This window comes from Candidatus Zymogenaceae bacterium (genome assembly GCA_016931225.1).
Taxonomy (GTDB): domain Bacteria; phylum Desulfobacterota; class Zymogenia; order Zymogenales; family Zymogenaceae; genus JAFGFE01.
The window spans coordinates 118,255-135,982 of the sequence record JAFGFE010000040.1 but is presented as its reverse complement, the minus strand read 5'-3'; the positions used below and the strand labels follow the sequence as shown (position 1 = coordinate 135,982).

17 protein-coding genes are annotated in these 17,728 nt (G+C 54.2%); 5 read left to right on the top strand and 12 right to left on the bottom strand.

Annotated features, from left to right (window positions below; all coding sequences use genetic code 11):
* Positions 1-59 precede the first annotated feature (59 nt).
* The 6 genes from JW885_16050 to JW885_16025 all read right to left on the bottom strand — a co-directional run bounded on the left by JW885_16050 (position 60) and on the right by JW885_16025 (position 5,287).
* Positions 60-512 (bottom strand): 50S ribosomal protein L9, encoded by a 453-nt coding sequence (locus JW885_16050; protein ID MBN1883681.1) that lies wholly within the window; start codon positions 510-512, stop codon positions 60-62.
* Between the two features lie 85 nt (positions 513-597).
* Positions 598-843 carry a 30S ribosomal protein S18 gene (locus tag JW885_16045; GenBank protein MBN1883680.1) on the bottom strand — a complete coding sequence of 82 codons (246 nt, stop codon included), beginning with the start codon at positions 841-843 and terminating at the stop codon, positions 598-600.
* A 104-nt stretch (positions 844-947) separates the two neighbouring features.
* A complete protein-coding gene (gene rpsF / locus JW885_16040) occupies positions 948-1,445 on the bottom strand; it encodes a 30S ribosomal protein S6 (GenBank protein ID MBN1883679.1) in 498 nt (165 codons plus the stop codon).
* Positions 1,446-1,889: 444 nt separating this feature from the next.
* Positions 1,890-2,984 carry a redox-regulated ATPase YchF gene (ychF, locus tag JW885_16035; GenBank protein ID MBN1883678.1) on the bottom strand — a complete coding sequence of 365 codons (1,095 nt, stop codon included), beginning with the start codon at positions 2,982-2,984 and terminating at the stop codon, positions 1,890-1,892.
* 216 nt (positions 2,985-3,200) lie between these two features.
* Positions 3,201-3,851 (bottom strand): HD-GYP domain-containing protein, encoded by a 651-nt coding sequence (locus JW885_16030; GenBank protein ID MBN1883677.1) that lies wholly within the window; start codon positions 3,849-3,851, stop codon positions 3,201-3,203.
* Between the two features lie 143 nt (positions 3,852-3,994).
* Positions 3,995-5,287, bottom strand: coding sequence for a DUF362 domain-containing protein (locus tag JW885_16025; GenBank protein ID MBN1883676.1), 1,293 nt, complete (start codon positions 5,285-5,287; stop codon positions 3,995-3,997).
* A gap of 230 nt (positions 5,288-5,517) precedes the next feature.
* Here JW885_16025 and JW885_16020 point away from each other — a divergent pair, with 230 nt between their 5' ends.
* Both JW885_16020 and JW885_16015 read left to right on the top strand, forming a co-directional pair.
* The gene (locus tag JW885_16020; protein MBN1883675.1) at positions 5,518-6,042 is read left to right on the top strand and encodes an O-acetyl-ADP-ribose deacetylase; all 525 of its coding nucleotides are present in this window, start codon (positions 5,518-5,520) and stop codon (positions 6,040-6,042) included.
* Positions 6,043-6,094: 52 nt separating this feature from the next.
* Complete coding sequence (locus JW885_16015; GenBank protein ID MBN1883674.1) at positions 6,095-7,390, top strand: (Fe-S)-binding protein; 1,296 nt, start codon at positions 6,095-6,097, stop codon at positions 7,388-7,390.
* Positions 7,391-7,408: 18 nt separating this feature from the next.
* Here the strand turns inward: JW885_16015 and JW885_16010 are convergent, their stop codons facing one another.
* From JW885_16010 to JW885_15990, 5 genes are all read right to left on the bottom strand, one after another.
* The gene (locus JW885_16010) at positions 7,409-8,404 is read right to left on the bottom strand and encodes a hypothetical protein (GenBank protein MBN1883673.1); all 996 of its coding nucleotides are present in this window, start codon (positions 8,402-8,404) and stop codon (positions 7,409-7,411) included.
* Between the two features lie 66 nt (positions 8,405-8,470).
* The gene (locus JW885_16005; protein MBN1883672.1) at positions 8,471-9,100 is read right to left on the bottom strand and encodes a hypothetical protein; all 630 of its coding nucleotides are present in this window, start codon (positions 9,098-9,100) and stop codon (positions 8,471-8,473) included.
* 111 nt (positions 9,101-9,211) lie between these two features.
* Positions 9,212-10,723: a 1-acyl-sn-glycerol-3-phosphate acyltransferase gene (locus tag JW885_16000; protein MBN1883671.1), complete on the bottom strand. Its 1,512-nt coding sequence runs from the start codon at positions 10,721-10,723 to the stop codon at positions 9,212-9,214.
* 348 nt (positions 10,724-11,071) lie between these two features.
* On the bottom strand, positions 11,072-11,269 hold the full coding sequence (locus tag JW885_15995; protein ID MBN1883670.1) for a 30S ribosomal protein S21: 198 nt from the start codon (positions 11,267-11,269) through the stop codon (positions 11,072-11,074).
* A gap of 316 nt (positions 11,270-11,585) precedes the next feature.
* Complete coding sequence (locus tag JW885_15990; protein ID MBN1883669.1) at positions 11,586-12,605, bottom strand: tetratricopeptide repeat protein; 1,020 nt, start codon at positions 12,603-12,605, stop codon at positions 11,586-11,588.
* Between the two features lie 521 nt (positions 12,606-13,126).
* On the opposite strand from JW885_15990, the gene JW885_15985 reads away from it, so the two are divergent.
* Entirely contained in the window at positions 13,127-13,561 is a 435-nt protein-coding gene (locus JW885_15985) for a prepilin-type N-terminal cleavage/methylation domain-containing protein (GenBank protein MBN1883668.1), read from the top strand.
* Positions 13,562-13,766: 205 nt separating this feature from the next.
* Here the strand turns inward: JW885_15985 and JW885_15980 are convergent, their stop codons facing one another.
* A complete protein-coding gene (locus JW885_15980; protein MBN1883667.1) occupies positions 13,767-15,218 on the bottom strand; it encodes a hypothetical protein in 1,452 nt (483 codons plus the stop codon).
* 222 nt (positions 15,219-15,440) lie between these two features.
* Between JW885_15980 and JW885_15975 the strand changes: the two genes are divergently transcribed.
* Positions 15,441-16,751: a UDP-glucose/GDP-mannose dehydrogenase family protein gene (locus tag JW885_15975; GenBank protein MBN1883666.1), complete on the top strand. Its 1,311-nt coding sequence runs from the start codon at positions 15,441-15,443 to the stop codon at positions 16,749-16,751.
* Between the two features lie 5 nt (positions 16,752-16,756).
* Entirely contained in the window at positions 16,757-17,719 is a 963-nt protein-coding gene (locus tag JW885_15970; GenBank protein MBN1883665.1) for an SDR family oxidoreductase, read from the top strand.
* The last annotated feature ends 9 nt before the right edge of the window (positions 17,720-17,728 follow it).

Here is a 17,728-nt window from a genome sequence, read left to right as displayed (position 1 = left end):
CACACCCGGGTCTATGAGAAAAGAGAGGATGCGTCCGGGCGGACAAAGGGAGGGTGGGATTACTCCTTTTCCTCCCGTACAACTTCGAGCTTCAGCTCGGCGGTCACCTCGGTCATCAGCTTGATCGATACGGTGTAATCGCCCAGCCGCTTGATGTTTTCACTCAGGACGATTTTTCTGCGATCGACCTCGACACCCTGTTCTTCGAGGGCTTGGGCGATGTCCGAGGATGTGACGGAGCCGAACAGCTTGTCTTCCTCTCCGGCGGCCTTGGCGATTGTGATGCTCAGGGCCTCGATGTGCTCCTTGATGGCCTCGGCGGCGTGCGTGTCCCGCTCCTTCGCCTTCTTTCTCGTGTTTTTCATGTCCTCCCACTGCCGGATGTTTCCGGCGGTGGCGGGGAGGGCCAGTTTCTTCGGAATCAGGTAGTTCCTGGCGTACCCAGGGGCGACGCTCGCCGTGTCTCCGGCATCGCCCAGGGAGGGAACGTCCTGTATCAGTATGACTTCCATGAAATCATTTCCTTTCCATATTCTCCGGCGCGCTCATTCACAGCCCTGTTCGAAAAAAAACACAGGGCGCGGAAGGCCCCTCGTATTAATAGTGATACGAACTGGAGGTGAACGGAAGCAGCGCGATGATCCGCGCCCGCTTGACGGCGAGGGTGATTTCCCTCTGGTGCTTGGCGCAGTTGCCGGATATCCTGCGGGGTACGATTTTGCCCCGTTCCGTCACGTAATACCGGAGGTTTTTCGGGTCTTTATAATCGATCTTTATTTGGGGATTGGCGCAGAACTTACATACTTTTCGGCGAAATCCTCTTTTTCTTACGAAAGCTGCCACGATTTGTTTCCTTTCATCTGATCGGCATGGAGAGGAAGCCCTCACGGGTCAGGACCGGGGGTATGGATGCATGCATCGAGATGCTCCCGGATCGTGTGGAATCCTTAATCGTCGTCCCCCACGTCTTCCTTCTCGTCGTCGTCCCCCACGTCTTCCTTCTCGTCTTTGTCGTCGTTATCTTCGTCGTTTTTGTCTTTGTCTTCATCGTTGTCGTCACGATCTCTCTTCAAAGGACCGCGTCTTGGAGTCGACCGCTTCTCTTCGTCTTTGGACTCCTCTTCATCGCTCGTCACGAGGGAGGCGATATCCATTTCTTTGTCCGCGAGCTTGACGGTGATGAACTTGTAGACCTCCTCGGTAATACGAAGGATGCGTTCGAGGGGGGCGATCAGGCTGCCTTCGGCGTAATAGACGAGGCGAAAGTAATTTCCCTTTGTTTTTTTTCTGACTCGATAGGCCAGCTTGCGCTTGCCCCAGCGTTCCGTCAGGGCAATGGTGCCGTTCTGGCTGGTGATGATGTCCTGAATTTTCGCCAGGGACTTTTCGGTATCTTCATCGGACAGGTCCGGGTCCAGGATGAAGATGGTTTCGTAGGTACGCACGGGGTACACCTCCTTCTGGGTTTCAAGCCCGGTATGAGCGGGGAGCCGACAATTCACGCGATGTGTCGTCGTATCTGCCCCCTTCCGAGCAAGGAGAAAATGAGTTTCCGTTTCGAGAAAACCAAAATAATCACATAATTTTATATGTTTTTATTTTAAAGTCAAGCACTTTCTTTTCCCCGTCGAAGAACGGGCACGGAGAGCATCATGTTCCGTGATCGACCCGGATTCCCGGGACGAAGGGTGACGTTCGGGGTCTTGAGATGATGAGATGATAAAGAGGGCTGTGAATGTAGGAGCGCGTCCCACGAAGTTATAAAGCATCGAACTGCCGGACGGCGACACAGGACGAACCCGGGGAACAGCAAACAATCGCGATGGGAAAAACATTTCGGGGCCGGTTGCGCGCGCCGTCTTTTTTCACGTGGGCTGTGCGCCCCCCCATCAGACATTGAATCGGATGCGGACGATATCCCCGTCCTCGATCACATACTCCTTCCCCTCGATCCTCACCTTACCGGATTCCTTCGCCTCGTGCTCCCCCCCGGCGGCGAACAGGTCCTCTGCGCTCAATACCTCCGCCCGGATGAAGCCCCGCTCCATGTCGGTATGTATCTTTCCCGCTGCCGCGGGGGCGGTGGTCCCCTCAGTGATGGACCAGGCCCTCAGCTCCGGTCCCACCGTGGTATAAAAGGTCACCAGGCGAAGCAGCCTGTACCCGGCCCTGATGACCTGGGCGAGTCCGGTTTCGGAGAGGCCCAGCTCGCCGAGATATTCCGCCCGCTCGTCTTCCTCCAGGTCCAAAAGCTCCGCCTCGATTTTTCCGGAGATGGTCACAAAACCCGACCCCCGGCTCTCGGCCGCGGCCCTGACCCGGTCCGAGTGCTCGTTTCCTGTAATTACCGCGTCTTCGTCCAGGTTTGCGATAAAGAGGACCGGCTTCGCCGAGAGAAGCTGCATCTCGTCAAACACCGCCCGCTCCTCGGCGACGATGGAAAGAGTGGATGCCGGCTTCCCGGCGTCGAGGACGTCGATGGTTTTTTCATACACCGCCAGCGCCCGCTTTGCATCCGCATCTCCGGTCTGGGCGGTCTTTTTCACCTTGTCGATGCGGCGCTGGATCGTGGCGATATCCGCGAGAATCAGCTCGGTCTCGATGATCTCGATATCCCTGAGCGGATTTACGTCTCCCTCAGGATGGGCGACGTTTTCATCCTCGAAGCAGCGCACCACATGGGCCATGGCGGGAAGGTTTCTGATGGTGCCCAAAAACTGGTTTCCCAGGCCCTCTCCTTTGTGTGCGCCCCGAACCAGCCCCGCCACGTCAACGAACTCCATGGTTGCCGGGGTGAGCTTTTTCGGGTCGATGAGGGCGGCTATCTTTTGCAGCCGCTCGTCCGGTAGGGTAACCGTTCCGGTATTCGGGTCAATGGTGGTGAAGGGGTAGCCCGCCACCGCGGCCGTCGATCCGGTCAGTGCGTTAAATATAGTGGACTTTCCCGCGTTGGGAAGCCCGATGATGCCGCAGTCGAATCCCATTGTCGTTATTCCGATGTTCCATGTGGGTGATGAGGCCGAAGCGGCGGCCTCGCAGAATGATGCTCGTTTGCGTATTCATTTTTCTCTCGCCGTGTCGCCGTATCCATACACGCACCGCTCATTGTGAAACTCTCCGAGGCGAGTATAGCAGATTCGGAGTGTACAACGCAACATGTTCCGGCGATGCCGGCGGGATCGATGGGGGCGTGATGGAGATTACGGCGATACCGCCGGACGGTATTTCCTGTGTATTTCCTGGATGACCGAGGAGGGGATTTCCAGGAAGGCGTCCACCACGGCGGGATCGAACATACGGCCCGAGGACCTCTTGATCTCCTCCCTGGCCTCTTCAATGGTGACCGCCGATCTAAAGGGTTTTGGGATTACCAGAGAATCCAGCGAATCGGCCACGGCGAGAATGCGCGCCCCCTGGTCGATATCCTCTCCCGAGATGCCCAGGGGATAGCCCATCCCGATCCAGCGTTCGTGGTGATGAAGGACCATGTTGACGAGGGGTTCAAGCCCTCTGACCTTTTTTATAATCTCGCTGCCGACGCCGGGATGGCGCTGGACCTCTGCGAATTCCTGTATCGTGAGTTTATCCGGCTTGATGAACAGGTTTGCATTGACGGCGAGCTTTCCGATATCGTGGAGATATCCGGCGATGTGAACCAGGGAGACATACTCGTCCGGGTATCCCATCGCCAGTGCAATCAACTCGGCCGTGTCCGCAACTCGGTAGCTGTGACCGGCGGTGTACGGATCCCTGGCGTCCAGGGCCATGGAAAGGGCTTCGATAAAATCGTAAAACGAAACGTCGGGAAGGTTTCTGTCCGCCCGGATTGAGAAGGGAGAAGTACCGCTCATAACATGATCCGTGTATCTATATAAGTAAGGAAAGATCAGTGTATATGGGACTGGAGGATCCGTCGTACGTGCAATGATGCGGCGGACATGCGAGACGCAATACATCCGTTCTCGTTATATGTTTTCCCTCTCTCCTGTCATATTCAGGCGAATCGGGCGCCCAGGCGTTTCCCCGCCTTGATGATCGAATGATAGATGAAGAGTGTCGCATCCCGGGGGTCGAAGAGGGGGCTGGGCATGTCGAACAGCCTGGGGATGACCATGAACAGCTCCTTGGCTCCCATGGGACATCCGCCCACCCGTACGACCCTTTTCGCCTCGAGCTTCCCGGTCACTTTCGCGCATTTCCCTATCATCAGGACGGTGTCGTTCGGATGAATGACATCTCCGTCATAGACTCCGGTAACCAGGGCGCCGGGTTTGCAGTTCTTGAGCGAGCCGGGACGCCGGGTGTCGATTGTTCCCAGGCATCCCTTTATGGCGGCCAGGCACCCGCCATAGCAGAACCGCCCCCGATCCCGATCCACGCCGGGATAGAATTTCAGCGGCGTATCCACGCGATGGATGTCCTGGAATTCGCTTTCAATGTGTGCCGTTTTCTCGGAGAGCTCGTCGATGGTTACATCTCCGGACACCTCGATATCGTCAAGGGAGATGGAGCCGTAGCCGCGCTCGGCCGCCAGCGTCAGGTGAATGACGTCCGTCGGCTCGAACCCGAGTATCTTCGCCGCCACCGCATCCGCGGCCAGGGGACTGTCCGCAAAGAGAAGCAGCCCCAGGTCGAAGGCCTTCGGGGCGGATTCGAAGCCGTGACCGATGCGTATCGCATCGCTGATAACCACGTCCGGGTAGCCCATCTCCAGAAGGTCCACGATCTTTTCGTTGAGACGGTCGTCATGATAGAGCATCCGCTCTTTGTGGGTGAGGATGCCAATATTCAGCTTCACGGAGTTGGTGACGGTGCAGCAGATGTGATATTTCAGCTTGGGCATCCAGATCTTACACTCCGCCTCAGCGAGGCTTCTGGCAGCCAGCATGGAGGTGTGCCACACACCCTTTTTCAGGGGCACCGTCACCGTTGGCTCTTCGTTGAAATCGACCAGCCGAACGTGTTTCTCTTTGGCCATGTCGAAGTATCCGGCCTCGCTCATGAAGAGCCGGGACGGGATTCCGTATCCGCCGGACTCACCGATGGTCACGTCCCGCGCCCCCATGTCCCGTACCACGTCGACGGCGCTTCCCACAACCACAGGATTGGTGTAGGAATCGAAGATGTAGGCCTTGTTTGCGCTGACGACGTTGGGCTTGATAAGGGTTTTTCCGTGGGGCTTGAATCCGAGGTCGGTGAGGGATTCCGAGATGATACCGGATATCAGCCTGGGTTCATATGCGTTGCAGCGTCTGAGGATAACACGACTTTTCTTTGCGGTGTTCATGGGTGATCTCCGTAGTGTGATATCTATATATAAAATCATAGCAGAATTTTGCTTCCCGTGTCAATAACGCAATGTGATCGGTGTGTAACGGTGACAATCGTCATGAAAGGGAAGAAAAATTTTTGGGTAAATTGTCTTGCCATTTTATCGATGTTTTCCTATAATTCTCCAATCACTCAGGGGAAATGGAGTTTTTTTGGGAGAATTGATTCATTATGTCCGATACACGCATGAATATCGGCTCCAGCGTTCTGGAGCTGGCAAAGGGAGATATCACCACGGAAACCACAGACGCCATTGTGAACGCAGCTAATTCCGGCCTTCGGGGCGGGGGGGGAGTCGATGGTGCCATCCACAGCGTGGGTGGTCCCGAGATCATGGCGGAATGCAGAAAGATCGGCGGATGCCCCACGGGCGGCGCAGTGTTGACCACGGGAGGCAAACTGAAGGCGAAATACGTAATCCATGCCGTGGGACCGGTCTATCGTGGTGGGACAAAGGGTGAGGAGACGCTTCTGGCCGGTGCCTATCGCACCAGTCTTGAAATCGCTTCGAAAGAGGGCATCACATCCATCGCCTTCCCATCCATCAGCACCGGCGCATATGGATACCCGATCCGCGATGCGTCACGAGTTGCGCTGAGGACCGTCATTGATTACATCAACGATCATCCAGAGATCAAGCTGGTTCGATTTGTGTTGTTCAGTGAAGGGGATCTGAATATCTATCGGGAAAGCCTTGATAAAATGATGTAATAGGACGACCGTGCGATTTGTTGAACAGCGCTGTAATGGATGCGGCCTGTGCATGGCACGCTGTCCGGAACTCGACCTTTCGGACGAGGACGCCAGGACCGCTGTTACCGAGTTGATCGCCGGCACCGATGGTCCGTTGGCCCGGCGGGTGCTCGCACGCTGCGCGTCGTGTTTTTCATGCAATACCTATTGCCCCACCGACGCCGGTCCCTACTACCTGGTATTGAGCCGTTTCAACGATCTCTACCGGCGCCGGGGCGCCTCGCCCATCTATCGGTATGTCTGCCCCAATATGAAACAAAACGCCTGGACGACCCTGAATATCCTGGCGTCGCCGAAAGAAAGGGGGGCTTTTTCCCGATGGCATCGCGATCTGGACACGCCCGGAAAACGCCCCCTGATCATCGGGAACTACGCCCATCTGTTTCCGCATATCTTCGAATCCCCCTTGTTTGATTCCTTTACATTGCTTGATCCCATCGAACACTGGGAAAGCGGCGCGTACCTGGCTCAGGCGGGATACATCGAGGTCGTGCAGGACATCGGAAAAGCGGTGCGGCCCTTTTATGACGAACTGGCATCCGGCGAGACGACGCCGTATCTCCTCACTGACGCGGTGATACAGCTCATGACCCGGGTGTTCCCCGAAAACTACCAGCTCGAAGACACCCCCCTCTCCTTTACCCACTGGCTTTCCGATGAGCTCTGGTCCGGACGGATCGAGCTTCAGAAGAAGATTTCACTGCGACTCGCCGTGCACGACAGTTGCTACGCGAAGGCGGCGGGGGAGAGCCTCTTTGACGCCGTGCGGGAGATTCTGGCCGATACCGGCGCCGAGGTGGTGGAGCTGGCCCATAATCGGTTCGATTCTCTGTGCTGCGGATTCGGCAGGGGGGCGGCGGATATCCCGAAGGCGTCGGTTCCCTTCAAGATCATGAAGGGAGCCATGAGAAAGCTGGCCGAGGCGGAAGCCGCGGGGGTAGACGGACTGGTCACCTACTGCACCGGCTGCATGTACCTGCTCTGGTCGGCCCGGGAGCTGACCGGGAGCCGTCTCGGAATTTATCACCTGGTGGAGCCGGTGACGATGGCGATGGGGGCATACCGATACGACGACCTTTCCCGGCAGCGGGAGCGGGCCTGGGACATCATCGCACAGATCACGTATTTTTATATCAAAAGCCTGTTTCAATCGCGGTTTTTTATCGGGGACGTCACGAAAATCGAATACCGCCCTGATCACGTGCCGTCTCTGCCCCTGTTATCACTCATCCGCAAAGCCCTCTCAACCACCCCCGCCAGACGGATATTCGCCCTCGGCTTTCGCTGGCTGACGAAGCTCTTCTAACACTTCTTTTTCTCAATGTTATTGCAGCGGCGCCCGGGAGCGTTCCCTCTGGAGAAACGCCTCGATCTCTTCCCGTCGGGGAAGGGCGGGAATGGCGCCGGTGGCGGTGGTGGTCAGGGCGCCGGCGGCGTTGGCGAATTGAAATATCCGAATCAACTCCAGGTCTCCCAAAAGACCGGGGTTTGTGAGGACATCGTCCCCCATCTCCGTCAGGTTCACCAGCATCGCCGCCGTAAAGGCGTCTCCCGCGCCGGTGGTGTCCGCAACCTTCATCTTGTGTCCCATCACCTCCACACCGTACCGGGCGGTCACGGCGACACACCCCTTTTCCGCCAGGGTCACCGCCACCAGTCCCGGTCCCATCATCTCGATAATGCGCCCCGCCCGCTTCGGGTTCGGATCCCGGGCGATCAACTCCGCCTCCTCCCCGGAGAGCTTGGTCACGTGGGAAAGCTTGATCGCCATCATGATTGTCTCCCGGGCGGTGTCTTCATCGGGCCAGAGGGACATCCGTATGTTCGGATCGAAGCTGATGAGAGCTCCCGCATTCCGGGCCTTCTCGACGAGGGTGAGCGTGGTGCTTCGGGACGGCTCTCCAATGAGGCTGATGGAGCCGAAATGGAAGATACGGATACCATCTAGATATCCGTCCGGGACGTCTTCCGGCACAATCAACATGTCCGCCGAGGGGTGACGATAGAAGACGAAGTCCCGGTCTCCTTCTTCGGTAAGACTGACAAAGGCGAGCATGGTCCTGGCGTACTCTGCAAAACTCACCGCACTCGTGTCCACCCCGTATGATTCCAGGACCCGGACAAGCTTTTTTCCGAACGGGTCGTCCCCCACCTTACCAATAAATCCGACGGATCCTCCCAGGAGCGCCGCCCCCACCGCCACGTTCGCCGGCGCGCCGCCGGGTGTCGGGATGAATCCGGGTGCGTCGCCGACGCCGTATCCCTTTTCGGCGGCGACGAAGTCGATGAGCATCTCTCCTGTGCAGATGATATCGGGCATCTATTTCCTCCCGTCGGTACGACGAGTCGCATCAAGCCTGTGTGAAAATTGCAGCGGCGTCTCTTTTTATACGGGGACCCTGTGCAGCACCTGGATGATGAGTCTCGTCAGGGCGATCCATGCCAGGTGTAACGGGACCATGACAATCGTGGACAGCGCACCAGAGGCGACCTTTACCCACGTTTTCCAGGGACGCCGGTGTATCAGATACAGTATTGTAAGCATGATCGCGGCGAGGCCCGCGTATCCGAAGATCACTATGATCGGCGTGTCTCCCCAGACGGTAATATCCGGGTGGAACTTCCACAGTATCATTGGAAACGACGACGCCATCGCCTCGTTGAAGCAGGCATATATCCCCATGCACACCATGGAGAGACCGATGACCGGAACCACCCGCCTGCCGTTCGGGAGGTCGCCGGACACCATCCGCTCGGACAGGGACATGGAAATATAGACGGTAAACGACCAGAAGACCATGAGGATGATCGGGGCATGTCCGATCCAGAGGGTGAACATTGCAGGATTGTACTGATAGAGATTGGAAAGGATCGCAACGGCATTTTCCCGCAGGACGCCCAGAATCCCGCCTGTGATGAAGAACAGCAGGGTAAAGGAGACGCCGCGAACCCTGACGCTATGAAATATCAATAGGCCCGTAAGGACGAAGCTCGCAATTTCAAGGAAGATGATCATGCTCCATGTGTCTCCGTGTTGTTCGAAAGGTTACCGTGCCGGGGAAAGGGGATCTGTGCCGTGTGATCGGATCGGTATTACATGCCGCCGGATCTCCTCGTCAACCGGACCTCACTCGTCGAAAAGGTGAATGATGGAGTTGCTGTAATAGGTGAGCACCTCCTTCCGATTCGGATTTATGACGATGTCGTCCTTTTTCTTCCAGGCGATATTCCGAAGCGACAGCACCTCCAGCGCCAGGGAGAGGGTTCTGTCCATCTCCTCGGTTTCGATGAGGCTGTGTTCAAAATCCAGGAGTTCCCGGGTTCTGTCCTGCGCCACGGCCCTCAGGCGCGCCTTTTCCGTTTCGATGTCCAGAAATTCGTCCCCGCGGACGATGCGGGCGTCCTTTTGGACAAGGTGGCTGAGGGCCTTTCTCATGCCGTGGAGCAGCTCCGTTCTGGGTATCACAACTCGTCCGTCCTTGAGTATCGTCAGGGATACCAGCGGCACCGGTGTAACGGGGATGACCTCACCCACACGCTTCATGACGGTATTCACAAAGAGCTTTATCTCGTTTTTTCTCTCCTTGTCCTCCAGGGAGAAGATGTCCCTGCCCCTCACCTCAAGGTAATGTCTCAGGGAGATCGGTCGTCCCAGGGCCACCGATGTATACCCGTATTTACGAATCCCCTTGAATATGTAGTAAAAACCGTTTCTGATGATGACCCGGGGTATTTGGACGATAATGGACGCGCCGGAGAGAAGCTTTTTGACTCCCTTTTTTTCCGGGGGTGCGCCGTGTATCTCGCGCACTAGGTTGAGGTCTTCCAGGACCCGGTCGTAGTTGATCGCCGTCGGCACGAAGATCACATCCTGGGTGAAATCATCATCCTGAAGGATCTTGACGATATAATCCATCAGGCCCACCTTCGCGTCCCTGAGCCGCCCGTCCCGGCTCAACCCCCCTTCCACGAAGATGCCCTGGGTGATACCGTTTTTACTGATGAGCTGAACATACTTTTCCAGCACCTTATGGTACAGTGGTTCACGAAATTTTCGGCGAATGAAATAGGAACCAAAGCTCTTGAAGATGTACTCGAGGGGCCAGATGCGCGCCCATTCCCCCACGGCATAGGAGAGGGCGATGTGCTCGGCGAGCATGTAGGCCACGAGGAGGTAGTCGGCATTGCTCCGGTGGTTCATGATGTAAATGACCACGCTGTTTTTCGGCACCCGTTTCAACATACTGAGATTTTTTTCGTCAATGACAACGTTGTAAATGAGATTCAGAAGGAAGTGGGCCGTTGCGTATCCGAATTTGTAGTAGGATAAGATATTGAAGAAAGGGACGATCTCGTCGATGTACTCCTCGACCCGATCCATCGCCTCCTCGGTGGTAATCTGGTTTCTTCTGGCGTATCGATCCATCTCCTCCCAGATCTCCCGTTCCTTGAGGATCTGAAACTTGATGTATTTCTTCCGCGTCAGCTTGAACCGCTCGATTCGAATACGAAACCGACGAATCGTCTTGAGACTCTGGCGACGGATGCGTTTCCGGGCGAGTTTTTTTACGGTTCCCTTGAGAATACGGTAGATAAGGAGAAGGGCTAAAAGCGCGATCAGCGCTGTTTCCAGCCGCATACATCCCTCCGGAGAAAAGGGTGGATTTGGAATTCAGTTGGTGGCGGCGCTTGTTTCATTCGAACGCGTAATGGAGAAAGGTGTATCATATTCAATAAAAAAAAGCAAGGGCCAGAGGGCCGTGCGCGTCTCCCGATACAGAAAATAAAGGGGGGCGAGGATGATGAAAAGGAAACGGGGAGACATGTGTCATATCTCCCCGCTTGAAATTGTTATATCGATGTTTGATTCGGCCGGCGTGATTGGGACGCCGGGTACAAGATGTGTTGGTTCAGTGTATCTTTCTACTATATGCGATGCCAATGGCTTTTACATGACGGTAGACAAATTGAGGGTCCCTCAATTTGTCTAATAGTCCTGCTTCCTGCGGCGCATGGCCTTGAGGGCGCGTTTTTTCGCTTCCGCCCGTTTTCTTTTTTTCTTGATACTCGGTTTTTCGTAATAGCGCCGCTCCTTCATCTCCTTGAAGAAACCGCTTTTTGCAAGCTTATTCTTGAGGACTTTTATAGCCTTCTCGACATCATTGTCGTGAACCTTAACCTCCAATTATTTTCACCTCCCCTCCTTTCGTCTGTACCATCGGGTACTTCAGAACCCATGAAAGATAGTAAATATACCACATAAATCAAAATTGAATCAAGTTTTTTGTATTATCACTGTCTTCCGTGTTCCATTTTCTCGGGAGAAGTTGAACCGCGACGTTTTACTCCGCGTTCATCAACGCAGTACATGCAGTGATTGTTCGGTGTTTACACACAGGATGAAATTGAAAACGGCGTCCGAGGTCGATGCCGTTTATTATATATTTGTATATAGACTATAGACCGATAAAACGGTATGGAATTCTCTATCGTCGCACGTCCTACAGCTTGTCCGCTTCGGTACATCCGAGTTTAAGCTGTAGTTCACAGGCCTTGGTAAAATCCCTTTTAGCCGATGTCGTATCATTCATTTTGCTGAAATTAACCCCTCGATTCAGATAGGCGGGGGCGAAGTCCGGTTTCAGGCTGATGACTCTGTCGAAATCCTTTCGTGCGGCTTCAAAGTTTTCCATCTGAAAGTTCAGTACTCCCCGATTATTCAGTACGATGTAGTCGTTTGGATTGAGTGAGAGGATCGTCTTGTAATCATTCATCGCCTCATCATAGCGTTCCAGCTTCCAATACACGACGCCACGATTATTGAGGGCCTTCAGGTTGTTGGGGTCTGTCGTCAGCACCTTGTTGTAGTCTGCCAGGGCCTCGTCATAGCGTCCCAGATTGCTGAAGCTCAGACCTCTGAAGAGATACGCATCGGTCTGGTTTGGATCCAAGGTGAGGGCGGCGTTTAAGGCGACGACGGCATCCGAATAGTTTTCGGCTTTAATATAATCGCCGGCGGCGGTAACCCAATCTGTAGCGGAGTGTCCCGTTTCGTCGGTCACCGTGCTGCCACCGGATCCGCCGCTTTTCTTGGCCAGTTCGTAATTACAGGCCTTCGCGTATTCGTACATACAGGATATGTTGAGATCATTTTGCGCCTCGTCCAACCTCCCCAGTTTCTCGTATACCAGGGCGCGCTTGAAGTACACTTCGTGGCTCGACTTGTTTTTATTGAGAAACTCGGTATAATCATTGAGGGCCGCTTCGTAGTTTTTGATTTTTTCATTGGCGTCTCCCCGCATGAGATACGCCTGTGATTCCGGGTTTGTCTGGATGTAATTATCCAGGCACGTGACACATCCGGTAAAGTCCCCGGTGTCAAACAGGTTCTTGCACTCCTCATAGGATTTCGCCTTTTCGGAAGGTTTGAAACTGATGTAGAGGAAGGTGCTGATAGAAATAACCGCAATCATCGTGAGAATGGCTAATTGTCTCTTTTTCTTTTTCGTATCGGCAGCCATGACCGTGATTCCCTCACAAAATATGGAGATAAAAGATAATATTTAAAAGACCGGAAACGGCACACGCCGTCGCGCCGACGTCTTTCATATCACGAGAAACAGCGAATGGGGATATATACATGATATTTCTTTGTACGACGTAAAATTATAGAGTATTGAGTGACCATAGTCAATACAATTGACGTGGATTGTTTTTTTTGATATATATAGTAACATATGTGAGGGGACATGGCGGAAATATGAGGGTGCATATCGGTTTTGCACAATAACAAAGGAAGTTGCATAATCGCAAGAATAGTGTTTTCCCCCATATGCATAGAAAGAAAAGACCGGGTGATGTTTCAAAAGATATAGTAATATCTATTATTTATCAATTGAAATCAAGTGTCGGGTACTCATCGATTGGAACAATTCTTGCAATAAACTCTTATCATATATAGCTACAATGTCCCCGCACAGTGCATGTTTTTCCGTTCAATAACCGTCAAGCGAGATCCACAATGAAGATGTTGAGAAAACGCGTGAATATACAGGATGATAAAGGATTTACCATCATCGAGTTGATGGTTGTGGTTATGATCCTTTTCATTATCACGTCATTCGCCATACCGGTGTTTCTCAAGTATCGTTCCCAGTCGATGCAGAGCGAGGCCCGGGTGCTGCTCAGCGGTACGTATACCAGCGAAATCGCCTATTACGGCGAATTCAGTGAATTCTCCACCGAACCGGAGGTGCTGAACTTCGACCCGATCATGGACCCGAAGTACTACAACGACTGGTATGTCAATGAATACGTTAATCCTATGGACGGCTCGCATCATTTTATTGTGACCTGTTCGGCGAACATCGACCCCGATGTCTTTCGGGATCGATGGATCATTATGGATTACAACAGGGAGCCCTGGAACAATTGGGACGACGTCAACGATCTGGAAGACCCGTATCCATTTCCCTGAGTCCCCGGCGATGTTGTATTTCGGATAGCATGAGCCGTCACGCCTGTGAGTGCTTTCGCTCACATGCACAAAAACCCCCTTTTCAGGGGGTTTTTTGTTTTCATGGTTTTAAGGGAATTGTTCTCAATGTGACGCAATGCCCGCACCCATACCCGGGCGGAATGCCCGTATCAACGCTCAACCGGCTTTCGTCGGATGCGGTTTCTTATGATTCGTTTTCCGGCCACAACTTGAGCCAGGGCCGCTTGAAACGGAGCAGCCCGGTCACCCGATATACAATCAGGAGAATAACGTACATCAGGCCGATCGCCACAAGCGTCTGCCAGTAAAAAGAGGGATCGGCGGTGACCCAGGTATCACCCGTCACCTCAACCCCATTCACCGGCCAGTTTACAAACAAGAGGAGCGGAAAGCACAGCGGCAGGGAGATGGCGCTGGTAAAGACCAGGTCCTGGGCCACCGGGGTCTTGTACTCGGGATCGACCATCCGAAGGAGGATCAGCCCGGTGTTGATGGTCCCGGTCAGCATGCCGTAGATGGCGATGGCCCGCTCGAAATGATAGGTGGCAAACGAGCGTTTTGCGTACCAGAAGGAGAAGAGTAGGGTAATCAACCCCACAGCCACACTGGTGATCAGTATCGGAACGATAAACTTCATCACCACGCCCAGGGATATGGCGGCGATGGCGGCGACCACCAGGAAGTCCACCGAGAAGCCGGCGATCCTGCTCATAATGCCGTCGTCGATAACATGGCCGAATCCGGCCTTATCCATAATTTTTCTCACCAGAAGCGTCAGCAGTGTGGCGAAGATGAAGTAGAATCCCTCCAGAGTGCTGGCGAATCCCCCCGCGTTGACCTTTAACAGCAGAGCGACCACCCCCTGCATCAGAATATAGGTTATCAGGAACATCATCCCGATGAGGGCGCCGTGGAAGGCGAACGACTCCACGGCCTCCGAGGTGGTGGTGAGGCGTCCCGCCTCGGGGCGCTCGGAGTCCTTGCTGAAGAAGCCCATATACACATCTTTACTCAGATGTGACTTGTCCTTCACCAAGGCGCACCATCCTTTTCGTATACCGATGTTGACGATCGGCACCCCCAGGAAACAGGCCCAGAAATATCCGAGGGCGGCCATGGTCAGACCCAGGTTCCCCGCATGTGCAAAATTGGAGTTCACCTCCCAGTTGTGGGCAATGGAGTAGGTCAGGCCGGGTCCCTGTCCGAAGCCCAGGGGCGCCAGGGCGCCGAACGTGGGAAAGAGATCGGGGGAGATCGTGTACATCAGGGCAAATCCCAGGCCGATGCCGACGAGACCCTGGAGTGCGTACAGCGTTGATGAGCCGATGCCCATGGCGACGGCGTCTCTTCCCTTGGCCCCCCCACGGCCGCGAAAGGCCATGGCGATAAAGGTGATCGATAGGAGATGATACACATAAATCCCCAGGCGGTTTTCATCGAAGGGGATATATATCCCGCACAGCTTGCCGAGGAAGCTTTCATTGGCAAGCATGGCCATGAATCCCCCGATGAGGGCCACCGGCACCAGGAAGTTCTGAAAAAACTTTACGCGGGCCCGCAGGTAGGAGCCCAAAAGGAGGAATGCGCACAAGATGGAAAGCTCTACGACAATGTCCCATCCCAAATTGGTACTCATAATGTAATCCTTTAGAATACATTGATACAATATTGAAAAACTACTGTATGACGGGCAGGATGTTTCCCCTGTATAGTCCATCTTTCGAAGGGTGTCAAGGAGGAAAATTGGAGATTGTAAAAAACCTCTTTTTCGTGTTTCCATATTGCTTTTCAGTCGCTATCCGTTTACAATCACCGATATTGATACGTTTCGGATCGAACTCAGCGAGAGGAAGAGAACATGAAAATCTGTATTATCGGCACCGGATATGTGGGACTGGTTACCGGAAGCTGTTTTGCCGATATGGGGAATGATGTCATCTGCGTGGATAAAGATGAGCATAAGATTGAACAACTCAACGCGGGAGAGGTTACCATCTTTGAGCCGGGGTTGACCGATCTTGTCCGGCGAAACCACAGAAAGGGAAGGCTTCTCTTTTCCACCGATTTGACAGGTTCCGTGAAAGAATCTTTGATCCTTTTTATTGCCGTCGGTACCCCCCCGGATGAAGATGGAAGCGCCGATCTCTCCCATGTGCTGGAGGTCGCCCGGGATATCGGACGCGCAATGGATGGATACAGGATCATCGTCGATAAGAGCACCGTTCCGGTGGGTACGGCGGATAGAGTGAGAGAGATCATCGGGAGGGAGACGACCCATCAGTTCGATGTTGTCTCCAACCCGGAGTTTTTGAAGGAGGGAGCGGCTGTTGAGGATTTCATGCGGCCGGAGCGGGTGATAATCGGCACCGGAGATGTGCGGGTTGCGGAAATCATGAAGGAGCTGTACGGCCCGTTCACCCGTACCGGTAATCCGATTCTCATCATGGACGTCCGATCCGCCGAACTGACGAAATATGCCGCCAACGCCTTTCTGGCCACGAAGATATCATTCATGAACGAGATGGCGAATCTCTGTGATCGACTCGGCGCCAACATCGAATGGGTCAGGAAGGGCATCGGATCGGATTCCCGCATCGGGCCGAAGTTTCTGTTTCCGGGGGTGGGTTTCGGCGGGTCATGTTTCCCGAAGGACCTGGCGGCGATCGCGGAAACCGCCAGAGAAAACGGGTATTCGCTGAGTATCCTCGACGCCGTATTGGATGTGAATAGACGCCAGAAATCGGTGCTGGTTGGGAAGGTGCTGGATCATTTCAACGGCGATATAACAGGAAAAGCGTTCGCCGTATGGGGACTCTCCTTCAAGCCGAATACCGACGACATACGAGAGGCGCCCTCCATCGAGGTTGTGACGGCCCTGCTTGAGGCCGGAGCCCGGGTTTTGGTATTCGATCCGGTGGCGATGGAGAATTTCAAAACGATCTTTTCCGATCGGGTTCAATATGTCGACGACGCCTATGACGCCGTCACCGGCGCCGACGGCCTGCTCCTGGTGACGGAGTGGAATGAATTCCGCAATCCCGATTTCGAGCGCATGAAGGAGCTGATGAAGACGCCGGTGATTTTCGACGGGAGAAATCAATACAGCCGAAAAGAGATGAAACTTATGGGTTTTTCGTATTACTGTATCGGCAGGCCCCGGGAGGTGTGAGGAAGATGAAAAGGGTACTGGTTACCGGCGGCGCCGGCTTCCTTGGATCGCATCTCTGTGGCGCGCTTCTCGATCAGGGACATGATGTCCTGTGTCTGGACAACTTCTTTACCGGCAGGAAGGAAAACATCGTCTCGTTTATGGGAGACGCGAGATTCGAGATGATCAGACACGACGTGGTGGAGCCGATACTGCTGGAGGTGGATCAGATCTATCATCTCGCCTGTCCCGCATCACCGATACACTACCAATTCAATCCGGTCAAGACCATCAAGACGAACGTCATCGGCACGCTCAACATGCTGGGTTTGGCAAAGCGGGTCGGGGCGCGGATCCTGTTGAGTTCCACGTCCGAGGTGTACGGCGATCCCGAGGTACACCCGCAACCGGAAGAGTACTGGGGGCATGTCAATCCCATCGGACCCCGAAGTTGTTACGACGAGGGCAAGCGAGTGGCCGAATCCCTGATGGTCTCCTATCATGAGCAGAATAACGTGGATATCCGCATCGCCCGGATATTCAACACGTTCGGACCCAATATGCACTGGAATGACGGTCGAGTCGTCAGCAATTTCATTTGGGCCGCGCTGTCGGACCGGTCAATCACCGTCTTCGGAGACGGCTCCCAGACTCGATCGTTCTGTTATGTGTCCGATATGATTCGGGGGCTGGTTTCGCTCATGGATCACCCGACGTATCCGGGACCGGTGAATATCGGGAATCCCACAGAACACACCATTCTGGATATTGCACAAATCATACAGGAAATGACGGGGGGGAAATCCTCCATCGTCTTTGACGCGCTTCCCTCCGACGACCCGACTCGCAGAAAGCCGGATATCTCCCGGGCCATGCAGCTCTTCGGCTGGGAGCCGATGGTGAGTTTCGAGGAGGGGTTGGAGGTGACCATCGACTATTTTCGGGAGCTGAAAAAAGGCTTCGATCGAGACGGCCTGCCCGAGAGGTGATCGGGTCGT

What these genes read in the sequence shown, in the direction of transcription:
- JW885_16015 (MBN1883674.1), top strand. Translation starts at nt 6,095, where the DNA reads ATGGCACGCTGTCCGGAACTCGACCTTTCGGACGAGGACGCCAGGACC.
- JW885_16020 (MBN1883675.1), top strand. Translation starts at nt 5,518, where the DNA reads ATGAATATCGGCTCCAGCGTTCTGGAGCTGGCAAAGGGAGATATCACC.
- ychF (MBN1883678.1), bottom strand. Translation starts at nt 2,984, where the DNA reads ATGGGATTCGACTGCGGCATCATCGGGCTTCCCAACGCGGGAAAGTCC.
- JW885_16030 (MBN1883677.1), bottom strand. Translation starts at nt 3,851, where the DNA reads ATGAGCGGTACTTCTCCCTTCTCAATCCGGGCGGACAGAAACCTTCCC.
- JW885_15990 (MBN1883669.1), bottom strand. Translation starts at nt 12,605, where the DNA reads ATGGCTGCCGATACGAAAAAGAAAAAGAGACAATTAGCCATTCTCACG.
- JW885_15975 (MBN1883666.1), top strand. Translation starts at nt 15,441, where the DNA reads ATGAAAATCTGTATTATCGGCACCGGATATGTGGGACTGGTTACCGGA.
- JW885_16005 (MBN1883672.1), bottom strand. Translation starts at nt 9,100, where the DNA reads ATGATCATCTTCCTTGAAATTGCGAGCTTCGTCCTTACGGGCCTATTG.
- JW885_16000 (MBN1883671.1), bottom strand. Translation starts at nt 10,723, where the DNA reads ATGCGGCTGGAAACAGCGCTGATCGCGCTTTTAGCCCTTCTCCTTATC.
- JW885_15970 (MBN1883665.1), top strand. Translation starts at nt 16,757, where the DNA reads ATGAAAAGGGTACTGGTTACCGGCGGCGCCGGCTTCCTTGGATCGCAT.
- JW885_15980 (MBN1883667.1), bottom strand. Translation starts at nt 15,218, where the DNA reads ATGAGTACCAATTTGGGATGGGACATTGTCGTAGAGCTTTCCATCTTG.
- JW885_16010 (MBN1883673.1), bottom strand. Translation starts at nt 8,404, where the DNA reads ATGCCCGATATCATCTGCACAGGAGAGATGCTCATCGACTTCGTCGCC.
- JW885_16050 (MBN1883681.1), bottom strand. Translation starts at nt 512, where the DNA reads ATGGAAGTCATACTGATACAGGACGTTCCCTCCCTGGGCGATGCCGGA.
- JW885_16025 (MBN1883676.1), bottom strand. Translation starts at nt 5,287, where the DNA reads ATGAACACCGCAAAGAAAAGTCGTGTTATCCTCAGACGCTGCAACGCA.